The sequence below is a fragment of the Nocardia sp. NPDC004711 genome, assembly GCF_053601595.1.
Genome location: NZ_JBSGCB010000005.1, coordinates 143580 through 160532, shown reverse-complemented (window position 1 = coordinate 160532; position 16953 = coordinate 143580). Strand labels below are relative to the sequence as shown.

The window sequence follows — 16953 nt, the reverse complement described above, 5'->3', positions numbered from 1 at the left end:
ACGGAGACACCACATGCCGAATCCCGAACCACGTCACGTCTCGATCCTGGCCACGGGCTCGTTCCTGCCCGGCGACCCGATCGACAATGCCACCCTGGAGCGCCTGTGCGGCACCCTGCCCGCCGAGGTACTCGACAATATCCAAGTACGCCAACGGCATTGGATGATCGATCCCACCACCGGCAAGCACGGCACCGGCACCAACACCATGGCCGCCACCGCCGCACGACGCGCCCTCGCCCGCGCGGATATCGATCCGGCGGAGGTGGACCTGCTGGTGGTGTCCTCGGCCAGCCCCGAATACCAGCTGCCGGCGGCGGTAACCTATGTCCAGGAGCAATTGGGCCTGGCGCACTGCGCGTCCATCGAATTCCGGGCCGCCTGTACGGGTTTCGTGCAGGGCCTGGACTACGCGCGGCGCATGCTCGCGGACGGCACCTACCGCACCGCCGTGGTGATCGGCGCGGAGGCGATCTCCCCGCTGCTGGCCCCGATGTACCTGGGCATGGACCCGGAGTCGGTGCGCATGCGTGACCGGCTGGTGATCAACTCCTTCGGCGACGGGGCCGGGGCGGTCGTGCTGCGCGCCGGGGAACCGGGCAGCGCCGACCCGAACGGCGAATTCCAGTTCGCCACCGCCTGTTTGGGCGGCGACCGCAAGCCCGGCATGCAGATCGTGGGCGGCGGCACCCACGAGCCCGTGGCCGATCAGGCCAAACGCAAGCGCCTGGTGGAGATGAAACTCGATGTCTCCGGGACCGCCACCTTCGGGCCGAAGGTCTTCGTGGCGGGCATGCGCGACATGCTGACCCGCACCGGGCTCACGGTGGCCGAGATCGACGCCTGCGTGCTGCCCGAGGGCAATGCCGACTACTTCACCGCCGAATTCGATGCCGCCGGAGTCTCTCCCGAGGACCAGGCGGTGCTGGCGAAGAACATCGTGGAGAACCTCGCCACCGTCGGCGCGACCGGTTCCGCCGCCGTGCCGCTGGCCCTCGACGAGGGCTGGGTACAGGGCCGCGTCCGGCCGGGCGACCGGGTCCTGCTGCTGGCCGTGGAGGCCAGCCGTTACCTGTATGCCGGCCTGTCGCTGCGCTGGGAAGCGCCCGCGCCCGGTGAGGAGACCGCGAATGTCCACGCCTGAGCCGGTTTTCACCGCCGAGGACAATGCCCGCATCATCCGGCGGGTGTTCGACGAGTTCGTCAATGCGGGCGACTTCTCCGTGGTCGACGAGATCTACGCGCCGGACATGGTCGATCACCAGCCCCTGCCCGGCGCACCGGAGGGCACCGAGGGCGTCAAGTACACCATCGCCGGTCTGCGCCAGGGCTTTCCGGACCTGCACGTCACCATCGAAGCGCTCAGCGCGTACGCCGACTATGTGGTCATCCACAACACCTGGCGCGGCACCTTCACCGGTGAATTCCTGGGGATGGACCCCACGGGGGAACGGATCGAATTCCACGGTGTCGTGGTGTGGCGGCTGGCGAACGGCCTGATCGCCGAGCGCTGGGGCATCGGCGTCGAGTCCTCCATGCTGGAGGCGCTGGGCCTGGGCTGGCTGATGTCCGGCGCGTTGGCCCGCAAGGGCCGCCGCCGCGGCGGCGGGATGGATCTCGCGGATCTGGCGGCGGCCGCCACCGCGCTGACCGCGACGGAACAGCCGTGACGGCCCAACCGCTCACCGTCCTCATCTCCGGCGGCGGCATCGGCGGCCTGGCCGCCGCACTCGCCCTGCGGGAGCGCGGCATTCGCGTGCGGGTGTTCGAGCGGGCCACCGAACTGCGCGATGGCGGTGCCGGACTGCACATCTGGACCAACGGCACCATCGCGCTGCAACGGCTGGGCGTACTCGACGAGGTGCTGGAAACCGCGCCGATCCAGCACATCACCCACTTCGGCACCTGGCGCGGTGAGCTTTTCGGCGCGTGGCCGGTCGGCGACTTCGTCGGCCGGTACGGCGCTCCGACCATCGCGGTCGAACGCTCGGTGCTGCATCGGGTGCTCAGCGCGGCGGTGTCGGCGTATCCGGCCGGCACCGAGATCCGCACGGGCGCCGGAGTTACCGGCTTCGAGCAGGACGACGCCGGCGTCACCGTGGCACTGTCCGACGGTGAGCGGGTGCGCGGCGACGTCCTCATCGGCGCGGACGGCATCAACGGCGCGGTGCGCCCCGGACTGCTCGGCGAGCGCCCGCCGCGATACACCGGCTACATCGCCTGGCGCGGCAAAGCCGAACTGCGACACCAGAAGATCCCGCCGGGCACCTTCTACGCCCTGTTCGGTCCCGGTACCCGCTTCACCTTCTACGACGTCGCACCCGGCGTCGTGCACTGGATGAGCGTCGCCAACGGCGCACCCGGCGGCCGCGATACGGGCGACGTCCGGGCGATGCTGCTCGAGCGCCATCGCGGCTGGATGCCGCCGATCGCGGACATCCTGGAAGCCACGCCGCCGGAGGCCATCATCCGCAGCGATGTCCTCGACCGCCCGCCGGACCGGCGCTGGGGGTCCGGCCGGGTCAGCCTGCTCGGCGACGCCGCCCACCCGATCACCTTCAATATCGGCCAGGGCGCGTGCCAGGCGCTGGAGGACGCGCTGGTGCTCGCCGAGGAACTGGACACCACCGATCCCGTGAACGCGTTGCGCCGCTATGAGAAACAGCGCCGCGCCCGCACGGCCGGTCTGCAGCAGGTCGCCCACCGCATCGGCCGGCTGGGCGCGCTGGAGCACCCCCTGCTCATTCGGCTGCGGGAACTCGGCATGCACGCGGTGTGGCCGCGGCTGGTGTTCCGGATCGCCGAGCGCGACCAGATCGCCTACGCCACCCGCTGGCGAACACCAGCGACACCCCTGCCGGACAAGAGTTTTCAGACAGACGGAGCATGACATGAAGCAATCCCAAACGGAGAGCGACTTCTTCGGCGACTTCGCCGAATCCTGGTGGGACGACGATTCCGCCATGAGAGGCCTCACCTCCTTCCAGCGCCCGCGCTTCGAGTACTTCGACCGATTCGTGAAGGACTGGTCGGGCAAGAAGGTTCTCGACGTCGGCTGCGGCGGTGGTTTCACCACCGAGTTCCTCGCCGGGCGCGGGGCCGTGGTCAGCGGGATGGACCCGTCCGCGCGCCTGGTCGCCGCGGCCCGCGCGCACGCCGAGGCGACCGGCAAGGCCATCGAGTACGCGGTCGGGCGGGCCGAGAAGCTGCCGTACCCCGACGCCGCCTTCGACGTCGTCACCTGCGTGGACGTGCTCGAGCACGTCGACGATCCGGCGCTGGCGGTCCGTGAGATCGCCCGCGTGCTGCGCCCCGGCGGAATCTTCTGCTACGACACCATCAATCGCACGCTCATGGCCCGGATCGTCATGATCTGGATCCCCGAGTACCTCACCGGCATGGTGGCTCGCGGCACCCACCATCACCACCAGTTCATCAAGCCCGCGGAGCTGCGCCGCCACCTCGACGCGGCGGGCCTGACACCGCTGGCGAAGCAGCGCGGGCTGACCATTCTCGGCAAGCGGCGCGACGGCAACCTGCTCATGTTCACCACCCCGGACCTGTCCTCCACCTACATCGGCGCGGCGGTGCGGTCGTGAAGGCGGTCTTCTACCGGCGCTACGGCGACGCGTCGGTCCTCGAATACGGTGAACTGCCGGTGCCCAAGATGGCGCTCGACGGGGTGCTGCTCGACGTCAAGGCGGCCTCGGTCAACCCGATCGACTGGAAGGCGCGCGAGGGCTATCTGGATCCCTTCGCCGACACCGTGTTCCCCATCGTCCCCGGTGCCGACGTATCCGGGGTGGTACGCGAAATCGGCATCGGCGTCACCGAATTCGCCGTGGGCGACGAGGTCGTCGGCTGTGTCCGCGAGGACTATCTGAGCCGGGGCGCCTTCGCCGAGGTCATGCCCGCCCCGGTGCGAGCACTCGCGCTCAAGCCGCCGAATCTGGGCTGGGCCGAGGCTGCCGCCATGCCGCTGGCCGCGCTCACCTCCTACCAGGCACTGGTGCGGGTGCTGGATGTGCGACGCGGCGAGACGGTGCTGGTGCACGGCGCGGCGGGCGGCGTGGGCAGTGTCGCGGTGCAGCTGGCGGTGCACCTGGGCGCGCGGGTGATCGGCACGGCCAGCGACCGCAATCACGCCTTCCTGCGCGAATTGGGCGCGGAACCGGTGAATTACGCTGTGGGACTGGCTGATTCGGTACGAGCACTCGCGCCGGCCGGGGTCGATGTACTGCTCGACGCGGTCGGCAAGCGCATTCAGCGCACGGTGCTGCCGCTGCTCGCGCCGCACGGCCGGTTCGCCTCGGTGGTCGATCCCAAGGCCCGGGAACTCGGCGGCGCGTACGTGTTCACGCGACCCGACACCGGGGACCTGCCGGTGGTGGCCGCGCTCGCGGGCAAGGGCGTGTTCCGGGTGCCGGTCGGCGCGGTCTACCCGCTGCCCGATGCCGCGCAGGCGCACTTGCTCAGTCAGGGCGGGCATGCCCGCGGAAAGGTGGTGGTCGCGGTGGACGTGGCCGCCTGTGCGGAGGAAGGACCTTACGATGAACGGTAATTCGATGCTCGCCCGCGGCACCCAGGCGATGGTGCGGCAGGCGGCGTGGTCCCAGGCACTGGCCCGCATCGCCATCGGCACCGGCATGCTCACCGCGCCCGCGGCCGTCGCGAAGTCCTGGTCCGGCGAGTACGACGAGGACGCCTCCTCGCTGCCGACCCGCGCGTTCGGCACCCGGGACGTGGTGATCGGGCTCGGCACCCTCTGGTCGCTGCGGCGCGGACATCCGGTGCGGCACTGGTTCGTCCTGGGCGTCGCGCTCGAACTGGTGGATGCGACAGTGACGCTCAACAAGCGCGCCCGCCTGGGCCTCACCGGGCCGCCGGATACCTGGGAGTTGCTCACCGCGGCCGGATTGGCGGGCGGAATTATGGTGGCCGCGGCCTTGCGCGAGTAATACCTGACCAACTCCGCTTATATCGGATCACAGTCCACACCGGGCGGGAACTGGACATCGTGACAATCACAGTTCGGTGAAACCTGTTGTGCCGCAAGGTGCAACATACTATTCACGACACCTTGCGACGATAACTACGCCGAGGATTCTTCCCATGAATTATTTCTTACTGTCCGCCATCGGAATTTCAATCATGACGACGGCTGTGGTCTACGGGACGGATTTTTTCTGCGCCCTGGTGCTGCGCTCGGCGCTGGCTCGCATCGACGACCGCGCGCTGACGGCCGCCACCGGACGCATTCACGAGGTCGCCGACAAGCGGATGCCGATTCCCGGCGCCCTCGGCGTGGTCGCGGCGGTCGTCGCCGCCGGGGCCGCCTTCCTGGACGGGAAGGCCGCCGCGGGCATTCTCGCGGCGGCGGCCGTGGTGGCCCTGGCCATCTGGCTCGGCATCTACGCGCGGGTCAGCGCGCCGGTCAACAAGGAACTCACCGCCGCGGTGCTGGCCGACCGGGTGCCGGTCGATGTCCGGGACATGCAGCGCACCTGGGACAGCGTCATCGTGGTCCGCGTGATCCTGCAGGGAATCGCCCTGGTCGCACTATTTCTCGCGGCGCTCTCGGTGTAATCGAGTGCGCCGCACCACAACCCGCGTGCGCGTTCGTGCGTGACGGCGGGAAACGAAGGCGTGGCAATGATTCAGTTCAAACTCCTGGGACCCGTGCAGCTACACGTGCACGGCAAGATCGTGGACCTGGGTCCGCCCCGGCAGTGCAGCCTGATGGCCGCGCTGCTGGTGGACTCGGGCCGGCCGCTGTCGATCGACACCCTGATCGACCGGGTCTGGGGCGACTCGCCGCCGGCCGCCGCGCGCGACGCCGTCTACACCTACGTCGCCCGGCTGCGCGGTCTGCTCACCGAGGCCACCTCCGGCACCGGCGCGGACCCGGTCCAGGTGCACCGCGGTCCCGGCGGCTACATGCTCTCCACCCCACCGGAATCGGTCGACCTGTGGCACTTCATGGATCTGGTCGACCGGGCCCGCGCTACCGACATCGACGATCCCGATCGGGTCGAGCGGCTGTCGGCGGGGTTGAACCTGTGGAACGGCAGCGCCATGACGGGTCTGGACAGCGAATGGGCCCGGCGGCTCAGCGAATCCCTGCACCGGCTCAAGCACGAGGTGACCGCGGACTGGGCCGACGCGGAGATCCGGCGCGGCAATCATTCGCTGGTCATCAACCGGCTGCACACCACGCTGCTCGAGGATCCGCTGGTGGAGGGGCTGCAGGAGCGGCTGATTCGCGCCTACTTCCTCAATGGCGAGACCGCCCAGGCGCTGCGGCAGTACGAGCTGGCGCGCCGGCTCATCGCCGACGAACTGGGCGCGGACCCGAGTCCGGGGATGCGGGATCTGCACAGCCGCATCCTGCGCGGCGACCTGCCCGAGCTGGACGTACCGGCCTACCCGCCGCTGACCGTGCGCGCCGAATCCGGTGGGCTCCGGCCGCACGGCCTCGCCGTCGCGCCCGATACGCTGCCGCTGGCTCCGCTCGGATTCAGTGGCCGGGACACCGAATTGGCGACGCTCACCGGCATGCTGACCGACGATCCCGCACCGCGGCCGGTGCTGGTGACCGGCGGCGCGGGGGTCGGCAAAACGGCGCTGGTCCTGCAGGCGGCGGACTGCCTGCGCGACCGCTTTCCCGAAGGACTGCTCTACGCCGACCTGGCCGAGGGGCCGAGCACCACCCCGGAGACGGTGCTCGGACGGCTGCTCACCGCGCTGGGCATACCGGCCGACGCCATGCCGAAGTCCCTGGCCGAGCGGGTCAATCTGTACCGGGCGCGGCTGGCACATCGGCGCGTGCTCGTCATTCTGGACAATGCCGCCACCGAATCCCAGGTCATCCCGCTGCTGCCCCCGGGCGGGGTCGGCACCGCCCTGATCACCAGCCGATTCGCCCTGGGGCTCACCACCGTTCGCACCTTCGTCCTGCACGAGCTGTCGCGCACCCAGGGACTGCAGATGCTGGTCGCCACCGTCGGGCGCGCCCGCGTGCTGCCCGAATGGGAGGACGCCGGGACGGTCGCCGACCACTGCTCCGGCATTCCGCTGGCCTTGCGCGCCGTCGCCTGCCGCATGACGACGCGGCCCCATTGGACCTTCGCCCACATGCTCGCCCGGATCAGCGATGAACAGCGTCGCCTGGAAGTGGTGTCGTATCAGGCGCTGGACATGCGCGCGAGCCTCGATCTCACCTTCGACCGGCTCGACCCCACCGCCGCCGGATTGTTCCGGGAGCTCGGTCGCCGGATACCGGCCGGGGCCGAGTTCACCGCACCGGCATTGGCCGATCTGCGCGTCGATCAGGTGGAGGACGCGCTGGACCGCCTCGTCGATGCCTACCTGCTGTCCGAGGTCGGTCGCGACGAGGCCGACCGCACCCGCTACCGAATGCTCGACATCCACCGCATCTACGCCAAGAACCTCGGAGACTGATCATGTCGCGTTCCGTGCAACACACCACCCCCTACCCGTACCCCGACACGCTGTTCCATCGCGTCCTCGGCTCCCGCGACTATTGGGAGCAGCGCATTCGCGAAATCGACGGCCCCGACGCGGAATTGGCCGCCTTCGATGCCGCGGGCGGCCTGGCAATGGTCACCGTGAACACCGTCATCCCGGCCTCGGCGCTGCCCGGTCCGGCCGCGACCTTCCGGCCCCACGGGGTGCGCTACCGCTACAGCGAATCGTGGAGCGAACCCGAGGACGGCGTGGCCCGGGGACGGATGCAGGGGCAGGTGGAAGGCATGACCATCTCGCTCACCGCCGATCTGGTGGTGCGCCGCACGGAAATCGGCTGCGAGTTCACCATGTCGGGCTCGATCGAGGCGCGAGTTCCCCTGATCGGCAGGCTGATCGAGACCGATATGAGCAAGACCTTCGCGAGCACCGCCGCCGCCATCGACGAATTCACGATGAAGTGGCTGGAGAACGCGGAATGAACGACCCCGTGCTGATCACCGGGGCGACCTCGGGTCTCGGCCTGGAGACCGCGAAATGCCTGGCCGCCGAGGGTATTCCGCTGATCCTCGGATGCCGCGACCCGCAGCGGGCCGAGGCAGCGGTTCAGCGGATCCGCGCGCACGCGCCCGATGCCCGGATCGAGCTGGTCGAACTGGAGCTGGCCTCGCTCGATTCGGTCGACGCGGCCGTGGCGGAACTGCGCGGCCGGAAGAATCCGCGACTGGGCGCGGTGGTGTGCAATGCCGGCCTCCAGATCGTGGACCGTGTGCGGACCTCCCAGGACGGCTATGAACTCACCTTCGCGGTCAATCACCTCGGGCATTTCGCGCTCGTCACCGCGTGCGCCGATCTACTCGCGCCGGGCGCGCGAGTCGTCGTGGTGTCCAGCGATGTGCATCAGGGGCCGCGCAAGTCCATGGGCTTCCCCGCGCCGCAATGGCGTCACCCCCGGGAACTGGCCGACCCCGACGACCAGCGGGACTCCGGGGTGGACGGCCGAATCCGTTATGCCACCAGCAAACTCGCCAATGTCTACTTCACCCACGAGCTGGCGCGGCGTTGGCACGACCGGGGTATCACGGCCAATGCCTTCGATCCCGGGCTGATGCCGCAGACCGGGCTGTCGCGCGGCTACCCGGCTGTGGCGCGCATCGGATTCCGGTTCCTCGCACCGGTTCTCATCAAGGTGATGCCCATTGCCCGCACCGTCACTCGATCGGCGGCGGACCTCGCCTGGCTGGTCACCGCACCCGAACTCGCCGACACCACCGGTAAATACTTCACGGGGGCGGCGGAGGTGCCCAGCGCACCGGAGTCCTACGACGAGGAGCGAGCCGCCGAACTCTGGCGGGTCTCCGAAGATCTGGTCGGGGCCGCGCGACACGTGCCGCCCGCCGAACGGCGGTGAGCCCCATGCTGACCCGAATCGCGCTCTTCGCCCAGCGCCGCGCGCGGGCCGTGCTGGCGGTGGCGGGGCTGGCCGCTGTGCTCTGCTACGCCGTCGGCTGGTCCGCGCCGATGCACCTGCAGTCCGGTGGCTTTCAAGCGCCCGACTCCGAATCCACCTGGGTGGACCAGTATCTCGACCAGCACTTCCCGGGTGCCGCACCGAACGTCGTGCTGCTGCTCACCGCGCCCGACGGCATCGACGGCCCGGCCGCCACCACGGTCGGACGGCAGCTCACCGATGAACTGCGCGCCGATTCGGATCTGCAAGGCGTGCAGTCGTATTGGAGCGTCGCGACCGAGATGCGGCCGGCCTTGCGCAGCAAGGATCAGCACAGCGCCGTCATCGTGGCCTTCGCGCGCGGCGATGACACCGCCGCGCCCAAGGTGGCCGAAGCCATCGCCGAGAAGTACAACGGCACCCGCGACGGAGTCGAGATCCGGGCGGGCGGTGAAGCGGTCGCGCTCGCCCAGATGAGCCGCCAGGTGACCCTCGACCTGGTGCTCATCGAATCGATTGCCGTCCCGCTGGCCGGTATCGCCCTGGTGCTGGTGTTCGGCAGCCTGATCGCCTCCATGCTGCCGCTGCTGGTCGGTGTGGTGACCATCGGCGCGGCCCTGGCGGTCCTGCGCGGCCTGGCCGCCGTCGGGCATGTCTCGATCTTCGCGTTGAACATGACCACCGCGCTCGGGTTCGCGGTGGCGCTCGACTCCAGCCTGTTCATGGTGAGCCGGTTCCGGGAGGAGATCGCGGCGGGCGCGGACACCGTCGAGGCCGTGGTTCGCACGGTGCGCACGGCCGGGCGCACCGTGTTGTATTCCGGTCTGACCGTGGCCCTGTCGCTGTCCGCGCTGCTGGTGTTCCCGCTGTACTTCCTGCGCTCGTTCGCCTACGCCGGACTGGCCGTGCTGGCGGCGGCGGTGTTCACCACGCTGCTGGTGCTCCCGGCGGCCCTGGCGCTCATGGGTTCCCGGGTCGACGCCTGGGATGTGCGGCGGTTCCTGCGCCGCCGTCTCGGACGCCCCGACCCCGTACCCGTTCCCGTTGAGGACGACCGCTGGTACCGCTTCGCCACGGCTGTGATGCGCCGTCCCGTGCTGTGGATCACCGCCGTGGTGGCGGTCCTGCTGCTGCTCGGATCACCGTTCCTCACCGTGCGTTTCGGCTGGGCCGACGATCGGGTGCTCGCCGCCGGCTCCAGCCGCGATGTCGGCGACGCCTCCCGGTCCGGCTTCTCCGAGAACCTGACCGCGGGCATCCTGGCGATCCTGCCCGATGATCACGGCGACACCGCGGCGGTCGGCGACTACGCGAAGACGCTGTCCCAGATTCCCGATGTCACGTCGGTACTGTCCAGCGCCGGGGCCTACGCCGGCGGATTCCAGGTAGCCGGACCACAATCCGCACTCGCCGGGGACGCGGGCACGTATCTGCGGATCGGCACTCGCCTCGACCCCTATTCCACGGCGGCGACCACTCAACTCGACCGCCTGCGCTCGGTCCCCGCCCCGAGCCGGGTGCTCTTCGGCGGCCCGGCGGCCCGCAATGCCGACTCGGTATCCACGCTGGCCCGGCGAGTTCCCCTGGCGCTGAGCATTATCGCGGTATCGATGTTCCTGGTGCTGCTGATGTTCACCCGCAGTGTGGTGCTGCCGATCAAGGCGCTGGCGCTGACGGTGCTGTCGCTGGCGGCCACCTTCGGCGCGATGGTGTGGATCTTCCAGGACGGACACCTCTCGGGCCTACTGGGATTCACCTCGACCGGCTATCTGGTCCCGACCATGCCGATCCTGATGTTCTGCCTGGCATTCGGCGTATCCATGGACTACGAGGTGTTCCTGCTGTCACGCATTCGCGAGGAGTATCTCGCCTCCGGCGCAACCGGTCGCGCCGTCGCCGCCGGAATCGCCCGCACCGCACGGATATTCACGGCCGCCGCGGCCCTGCTGGCCATCGCCTTCGTCGGCATGGCGTTCTCCGGAGTGTCCTTCGTCCAACTCTTCGGCCTGGGACTCGCCCTGGCCGTACTGGTCGACGCAACGATCATCCGCACCATCCTGGTCCCGGCCCTCATGCAGACCATGGGCCGCCTCAACTGGTGGGCTCCCCGCCGCCGGCATCCGGAACCGGCCACCGTCGGAGGGTAATACCCGCAAACCGCGTGGGGCCCGGCGTTATCGCCGGTCCCACCCGGCGGGGAGACTACCCGGGCAGCACGGACTTCGATTGTCGTCAGCGGTCACCACTCGGGATCAGCGCGGTAGATCTCGCGGTATTCCTTGGCGAAGATGCGGCGGCCGAGCAGACGCCAGGTTCGGATTCGAGTACTCGGCGCGCTGACCGCGGCCGACGGGCGTGGCGAACTCGATCTCGGCGGCCCGCGGCAACGCGGCGTGCTGGCGCGTCTGCTGGTCGCGCGGGGTGAGGTGGTGCCGATCGATCGCCTGATCGATGACCTGTGGCGAGGCGAACCGCCGCCGCGGGCGCTCGGCGCATTGCAGGCCTACGTCTCCAACCTGCGGCGGTTGCTGGAGCCGCAGCGGGCGCCGCGCACACCCGCCACCGTTCTGATCAGCCGGACCCCGGGCTACGCGGTGCGTTTCGCCGCCGAGGACGTGGACGCGTGACGCTTCGTCGCCGAACTGGAAGCTGCTGGGCGGCAATATAATCCGCGTGAGAGACGACAAACGCTGGAACGCGCGCTCGCCCGCTGGCAGGGTCCCGCGTACGCCGCCTTCGCGGCCGAGCCGTGGGCGACCGCGGAAGCGGCGCGGCTGGAGGAATTGCGGCTGGGCGCACGCGAGAGACTCGCGGCCACCCTGCTCGAGCTGGGCGAGCCGGCGCTCGCCGCGGCCGAGGCCGAGGTGCTGAGCAGGGAACACCCGCTCCGTGAGGAGGCCTGGCGGCTGACAGCGCTGGCTCGCTATCGGGCGGGCCGCCAGGCCGACGCGCTGAGCGCCCTGCGGCAGGCCCGCGGCGTTCTCGCGACCGAACTCGGCATCGATCCTGGTCCGGCTTTGACGCGGCTGGAGTCGGACATTCTCGCGCAACGAATCCCGCTGTGCGAGCCGGTGATTCCACTCCAGGAGACACCTTCTTCGGCCATCGCGACCGGAAGCGCCGCACCGACCGGACCGGGTCACGAATTGTTCTGCCGCACAGCGGAACTCGCCGCGCTGCGCGAAGCGGCCGCCGGCATCGGCCCGCGGTCGGCGACGGTGGCGGGCGAAGCCGGCAGCGGGAAATCGACTCTGCTGCAGCACCTCGACGCTGCCTTGCGCGCGTCGGGGCACCGCGTGGTGATCGGCCGCTGCCCGGAGGACGACGCCGCTCCGTCGGCTTGGCCATGGGTCGAGATCCTGCGCGCCCTGGCCCGTGAGCACGATCCCGGCGGCTTCGCGCCCGCCCTGGCGCCGCTGCTCACCGACGGCGCCGGCACACCGGACTCCGGCCACGCCCACGGCCGCTTCCTGCTGCATCGGGCGGTGTGCGGTTACCTCACCGCCGTCGCCGCCGACACTCCGCTGGCGATCCTGCTCGATGACGTACACCGAGGTGACACCAAGACAGCGGCCCTGCTCACCGCGGTGGCGACCAAGGTGCCCGGGCTCGTCGTGGTCGGCTACCGTCCGGACGAGGTGCCGCCGACATTGGCCGACACGCTCGCCGCCCTGGCCACCTCCGTCCGCGCCCGGGTTCAGCTGCGCGGCCTCGGCGTCGAAGACAGCGGTCGCCTGATCACCGCCCTGACCGGCAGTACACCGGCGTCCGCCGTGGTCGCGACCCTGCACGAGCGCACCGGCGGAAATCCGTTCTATCTCGTCGAGGTCGCACGTCTGCTGCAGAGCGAGGGCGAGCTGGTAGCCGCGGCGGAGGTTCCGGCGGGCGTGCGAGATGTGTTGCGCCGCAGGTTTTCCCGGCTTCCCGAGACCGGGGTGGCGCTGCTGCGCCTGGCCGCGGTGATCGGCCGGGAGTTCGATGTCGCGGTGCTGATGCACGCGGCCGAGGTATCCGAGGACGAGGTGCTGGACGCGGTGGAAGCCGGGGTGCTGGCCGGGCTGCTGGACGAACCCGCCAGCGGCCGAGCGCGTTTCACACACGTGCTGGTGCGTCAGACGCTGCTCGGCGATCTGTCCCGGATCCGCCGCGACCGATGGCATCGGCGGGTCGCCGCCGCGATCGAGGAGATCGATCCGGGCGATCTCGCGGCCCTGGCCCACCACTACGGCGAGTCGGCGAGCCCGGAGACGGCACGACGGGCCGCCGGCTACGCCGTGGCGGCAGCCGAACAGGCCGAGCGGCGCTACGCCCACGACGTCGCCGCGGCCGGGTACGAACGCGCGGCCGCGGCGCTCGAGCGCCACACGGGCGCCGATACGGTCGAGGAACGGGTCGCCATGCTGTGCCGGGCGGGTCGCAGCCATCTCGCCGGTGGAGCCGGGCTCGCCGCTCGAAGCGCTCGGCATCGGGCCGCAGCGCTGGCCGAGGAGGCCGGCCGGGCCGATCTGCTGGTACGGGCGTTCACCGCCTGGGAGACACCCACCCCGTGGATGAATCGGCCGTGGGGCGTGGTCGAGCACCGGGTCGTCGGTTGGATAGCGGACGCGCTGCGTTCCCCAGGCCTCACTCCCGCCGACCGGTGCCGGCTGCCGGTGACCCTGGTCGACGAGATCGGCGGCGAGGCAGGCGAACCCGCCGCGACGGCCGCCGCTCAGGCGCAGGCCCTGGCCCGCGAACTCGGTGACGACGCTCTGCTCGCTCCCGCGCTGCAAGCCATGGCCTCGCTCTACGACTCGCCCGACCGCAGCCCGCTCGGGGCCGAGCTGATCGAGGTCGGGCGCCGCACCGACCGCAGTGACTACCTGCTCCTCGGGCACACCGTCGCGCTCCAGGCCGCCGCATCCACGGCCGATATCGCCACCGTCCGCGAGCATCTCGAGGCGGCCACCGTGCTGGCCGACCGTTATCAGTGGCGGCAGGCTCAGGTGGCGAACACGATGGCCCGCGGGCTGGTGGCCCTCGCGACCGGTGACCCCGACACGGCCGAGCAGCACTATCTGCGAGCCAACGAACTGCCTACCCGCGCAGGCATTCTCAACGCGGCGGCCGAACGTCTCGAGCGCTGACGCTTCACAGGTCGCTCACAAGCCGGACCCGGACCATCACTTCCGACGATCCCGACCGACCGAGGAGTACCCGTGCCGCATCCCCGCCGCTTTCGCGCGGCCACCGATCTGTACCTGAAGACCGTGACCACCGCGCATCGCAAACTGCTCGACCTCAGCGGCGGCCGCGTCGGCACCCGATTCAAGAAGATGCCCACCCTGGCTCTCACCACCACCGGACGGCGAACAAGGTTGCCGCGCACCGTGATTCTCACCGTCCCCGTCGTGGAGGACGACAGTTATCTGATCGTCGCTTCGCGGGGCGGAGACGACATCTCCCCGGACTGGTTCCACAACCTGTGTGCCGATCCCGCGGTCGAGGTGTCGTTCCAGCACGGCGCGAAGCAACCGATGACCGCCCGCGTGCTCACCCCGCCGGAACGCGACCGGCGGTGGCCACAGGTCGTCGCGGCGTACCCGGGATACCAGACCTACCAGCAGCGAACCACCCGGCAGATCCCCTTGGTCCTGCTCTGCCCACGCGAGTGAACGACGTCGCCGCAGGAGCCCGGCCTTACGGATTGGTGCATCGCAAGAAAACGACAGAGCCGCAGGTCGATGACCTGCGGCTCTGCCGTTCTGTGGACCTGGCGAACCAGCATACGAACCGGGCGGTGCTGGTGCACAGGCCGGACATCGTGATCCGGGCGGTAGGCACCCGGCAGCCGGTGATGCCCGATGAGCGGCCACGGCGATCGCATCACCGCGTTTGGGTCGGCGGATGGCGGTGCGGGTGGATCGGCGTCTACTCGGCGTTCTATAGAAGCCACCCCCAAACGCCGAACATGGTGTCAGCATCCGCGCCGCTCAACACCACGATCCTGGAGTGGGGGCGAGATCCCGACTCAGTATCAATACTGATGGTTCATCGTGTAGGGGGCGGCGCGGCAGTCGCGCCGTCCATTGCGGCGGGCATCCTGATGCGGGCTCGTGGTTTCGCCTGCTCGATCGCGACCGTCGCCTTCTCGCACTGTCGGTAGAGCGAAGGGGATTTGAACCCTGACCTCACACCGCGAGTACAGCACGCGAACCGCACTGCTGGTGAAATGCGTGCTGGTGTAATGCTTCTGAGTGCGTTCACCTAACCGAGTCGGGTAAGCTAACCGAGATTGCCGCAAGGTCGAATATGGGGGTGGAACGCGTCGGCGCAGCCTTTCGGAAACGATGACAGTGCTCGAAGAGACAATGGTCGAATCTGCGACGGAGGCGATGCTGTCGAGCGGGTTCGCGCCGCGTCCACAGGTGTACGTCCTCGACAGGACACGTACCCAGCCCGTGCTGGGGTATGTCGTATCGCGGTTCTATGAGCAGGGTGACGACGCGGCATCGGCGATCGCGAATCTCGGTGTACTCGCCGCGGCGCTGCGTGGAACCGACCTGATCGTCTTCTGGAAGAATCCGACCTTCGGACTTCGATCCGTGGTGCGCATCCCTCTGCGGGATATCCGATGGGCCTCGTCACGCTGCGGATCACTGAGGAGGGTCACGATCTGACGTGGCGGCCATTCGGCATCCACGTACTCGGCTATCAGCAGAATGGCCTGCCAGCCGTCCAGCCTGTATGGGGCGCCGTGGCAAGGGAATCCGGTGGCGACCTACCACACTACCCATCCAGGGACTGCTCGGTCGCTGGCGGGCTGTCTCCGGGCACACGGAAGGATCCGATGCCCTGCTCGATATGGCAGCAGACGAGGGCTACGAGATCCATTACGCCTTGACAGTTTCTGTAACCAGTTCTAGATTTGGTGCTGCGCCCCGCGCAGCGGGCAGTGCTACTTCACAGATGCGCAATGCATTTGGGGGCTTCTTCTTCCGTCTATACGCGCTACGCGTGGCGGAACTGTTACGCAACCGAATTTTCTGAGCGGTTGACATCGGGGGGGACTTCGCGACCCTTTGTCGACCGGAAGGGTCCGAGTGTGACTACATCCTATTTGCTCGGTGGTCATATCCCACTGACAGATTCGTCCGTCCAAGAATTCTATGACCGCTATGCGACAATTCGCCGCGCATTCGACGAGGTCGCCGAATGGACGGAACTTTCCGTCCAGGATCTGCTCGTCGGCGGCGGCAGCGGTCAAGGCAAGGAAGCGTTGCACGCTTTCGACGGATTGCGGCAGGCGACGCTGGTCGTGGGTATGTACGACGTGCTCGCCGACCGCGGCATTCATCCCGACGCCGTCGGCGGTATCAGCCTCGGCGGCGTGATCGCCGCCAGTCTGGCCGGTGCGGTCGAGCGCAGTGAACTGTTCCAGATGCTGCACCACCACCGGCTCATTCCACCGCAGTCGCCCGACTCGCGACCGCAGGGAATGGCGGTGGCCGCCTTGCGATTCGGTGACGACCCGCACGACTACTACGGCGAGCGTCGCCCCGGAATCTATCTCGCGGCCGACTACGACGCCGCCCACGGCGGCGATGTGCACGTCATCGTGCTGTCGGGATATGCCGACGCGCTGGAGGAGTTGGTCGCCGAGCATCCGCGTCGCATGCAGATGCTGGAGGAGTATCCCGGCGCGTTCCACAGTCCCCTCGCGCAGTACGCGACGGACTTCATGGAACCCTATGTCGCCGGGATGACCTTCCGGGATCCGAAGATCACGCTGTTCTCTTCGCACACCCCGGATACCGTGTCCACGGCCGAGGAAGTGCGACAGTTCTTCCGGGACAACCACATTCGTTCCGTCGGCGTCAAGCCGCTGATGACGCAGGTCGAGCGGATCGGAACCACCACGGTGATCGGACTCGGGCCGGGTCTACCGCAGCGTCTGGTGGTGGAGCCGCTGACCATGATGTTGATTCTCACGCCCGATGAGCTGGATGCGGCCACGTCGACGCAAGCGCTGAGGTGAC

General features: G+C 69.1%; 17 protein-coding genes. All 17 read left to right on the top strand.

Annotated features, from left to right (window positions below; all coding sequences use genetic code 11):
- Positions 1-13 precede the first annotated feature (13 nt).
- The 17 genes from ACWEKS_RS06630 (at position 14) to ACWEKS_RS06550 (ending at position 16952) form a co-directional block, all read left to right on the top strand.
- Entirely contained in the window at positions 14-1144 is a 1131-nt protein-coding gene (locus ACWEKS_RS06630) for a 3-oxoacyl-ACP synthase III family protein (protein ID WP_452339160.1), read from the top strand.
- Positions 1131-1670: an ester cyclase gene (locus tag ACWEKS_RS06625; RefSeq protein WP_452339159.1), complete on the top strand. Its 540-nt coding sequence runs from the start codon at positions 1131-1133 to the stop codon at positions 1668-1670. Before ACWEKS_RS06630 ends, ACWEKS_RS06625 begins: the two co-directional genes overlap by 14 nt.
- Positions 1667-2890 (top strand): FAD-dependent oxidoreductase, encoded by a 1224-nt coding sequence (locus tag ACWEKS_RS06620; RefSeq protein WP_452339158.1) that lies wholly within the window; start codon positions 1667-1669, stop codon positions 2888-2890. Before ACWEKS_RS06625 ends, ACWEKS_RS06620 begins: the two co-directional genes overlap by 4 nt.
- 1 nt (position 2891) lies before the next feature.
- A complete protein-coding gene (ubiG, locus tag ACWEKS_RS06615; RefSeq protein WP_452339157.1) occupies positions 2892-3599 on the top strand; it encodes a bifunctional 2-polyprenyl-6-hydroxyphenol methylase/3-demethylubiquinol 3-O-methyltransferase UbiG in 708 nt (235 codons plus the stop codon).
- A complete protein-coding gene (locus tag ACWEKS_RS06610; protein WP_452339156.1) occupies positions 3596-4561 on the top strand; it encodes an NADP-dependent oxidoreductase in 966 nt (321 codons plus the stop codon). The genes ubiG and ACWEKS_RS06610 overlap by 4 nt, the downstream gene beginning before the upstream one ends.
- Positions 4551-4958 carry a hypothetical protein gene (locus ACWEKS_RS06605; protein WP_452339155.1) on the top strand — a complete coding sequence of 136 codons (408 nt, stop codon included), beginning with the start codon at positions 4551-4553 and terminating at the stop codon, positions 4956-4958. The genes ACWEKS_RS06610 and ACWEKS_RS06605 overlap by 11 nt, the downstream gene beginning before the upstream one ends.
- 193 nt (positions 4959-5151) lie before the next feature.
- On the top strand, positions 5152-5586 hold the full coding sequence (locus ACWEKS_RS06600) for a DUF1772 domain-containing protein (protein WP_452339154.1): 435 nt from the start codon (positions 5152-5154) through the stop codon (positions 5584-5586).
- 66 nt (positions 5587-5652) lie between these two features.
- On the top strand, positions 5653-7461 hold the full coding sequence (locus ACWEKS_RS06595) for a BTAD domain-containing putative transcriptional regulator (RefSeq protein ID WP_452339153.1): 1809 nt from the start codon (positions 5653-5655) through the stop codon (positions 7459-7461).
- Positions 7462-7463: 2 nt separating this feature from the next.
- A complete protein-coding gene (locus tag ACWEKS_RS06590) occupies positions 7464-7967 on the top strand; it encodes a DUF2505 domain-containing protein (RefSeq protein WP_452339152.1) in 504 nt (167 codons plus the stop codon).
- Entirely contained in the window at positions 7964-8896 is a 933-nt protein-coding gene (locus ACWEKS_RS06585; protein ID WP_452339151.1) for an SDR family NAD(P)-dependent oxidoreductase, read from the top strand. Before ACWEKS_RS06590 ends, ACWEKS_RS06585 begins: the two co-directional genes overlap by 4 nt.
- A 5-nt stretch (positions 8897-8901) precedes the next feature.
- The gene (locus tag ACWEKS_RS06580) at positions 8902-11082 is read left to right on the top strand and encodes an MMPL family transporter (RefSeq protein WP_452339150.1); all 2181 of its coding nucleotides are present in this window, start codon (positions 8902-8904) and stop codon (positions 11080-11082) included.
- A gap of 141 nt (positions 11083-11223) precedes the next feature.
- Positions 11224-11562 (top strand): AfsR/SARP family transcriptional regulator, encoded by a 339-nt coding sequence (locus ACWEKS_RS06575; RefSeq protein WP_452339149.1) that lies wholly within the window; start codon positions 11224-11226, stop codon positions 11560-11562.
- 15 nt (positions 11563-11577) lie between these two features.
- Entirely contained in the window at positions 11578-14061 is a 2484-nt protein-coding gene (locus tag ACWEKS_RS06570; protein WP_452339243.1) for an ATP-binding protein, read from the top strand.
- A 72-nt stretch (positions 14062-14133) separates the two neighbouring features.
- Positions 14134-14589, top strand: a complete 456-nt coding sequence (locus tag ACWEKS_RS06565) for a nitroreductase family deazaflavin-dependent oxidoreductase (protein ID WP_452339148.1) — start codon at positions 14134-14136, stop codon at positions 14587-14589.
- Complete coding sequence (locus ACWEKS_RS06560) at positions 14586-15080, top strand: hypothetical protein (RefSeq protein WP_452339147.1); 495 nt, start codon at positions 14586-14588, stop codon at positions 15078-15080. The genes ACWEKS_RS06565 and ACWEKS_RS06560 overlap by 4 nt, the downstream gene beginning before the upstream one ends.
- Positions 15081-15264: 184 nt before the next feature.
- Entirely contained in the window at positions 15265-15594 is a 330-nt protein-coding gene (locus tag ACWEKS_RS06555; RefSeq protein ID WP_452339146.1) for a hypothetical protein, read from the top strand.
- Between the two features lie 296 nt (positions 15595-15890).
- Positions 15891-16952 carry an acyltransferase domain-containing protein gene (locus ACWEKS_RS06550; protein ID WP_452339145.1) on the top strand — a complete coding sequence of 354 codons (1062 nt, stop codon included), beginning with the start codon at positions 15891-15893 and terminating at the stop codon, positions 16950-16952.
- Position 16953 lies beyond the last annotated feature (1 nt).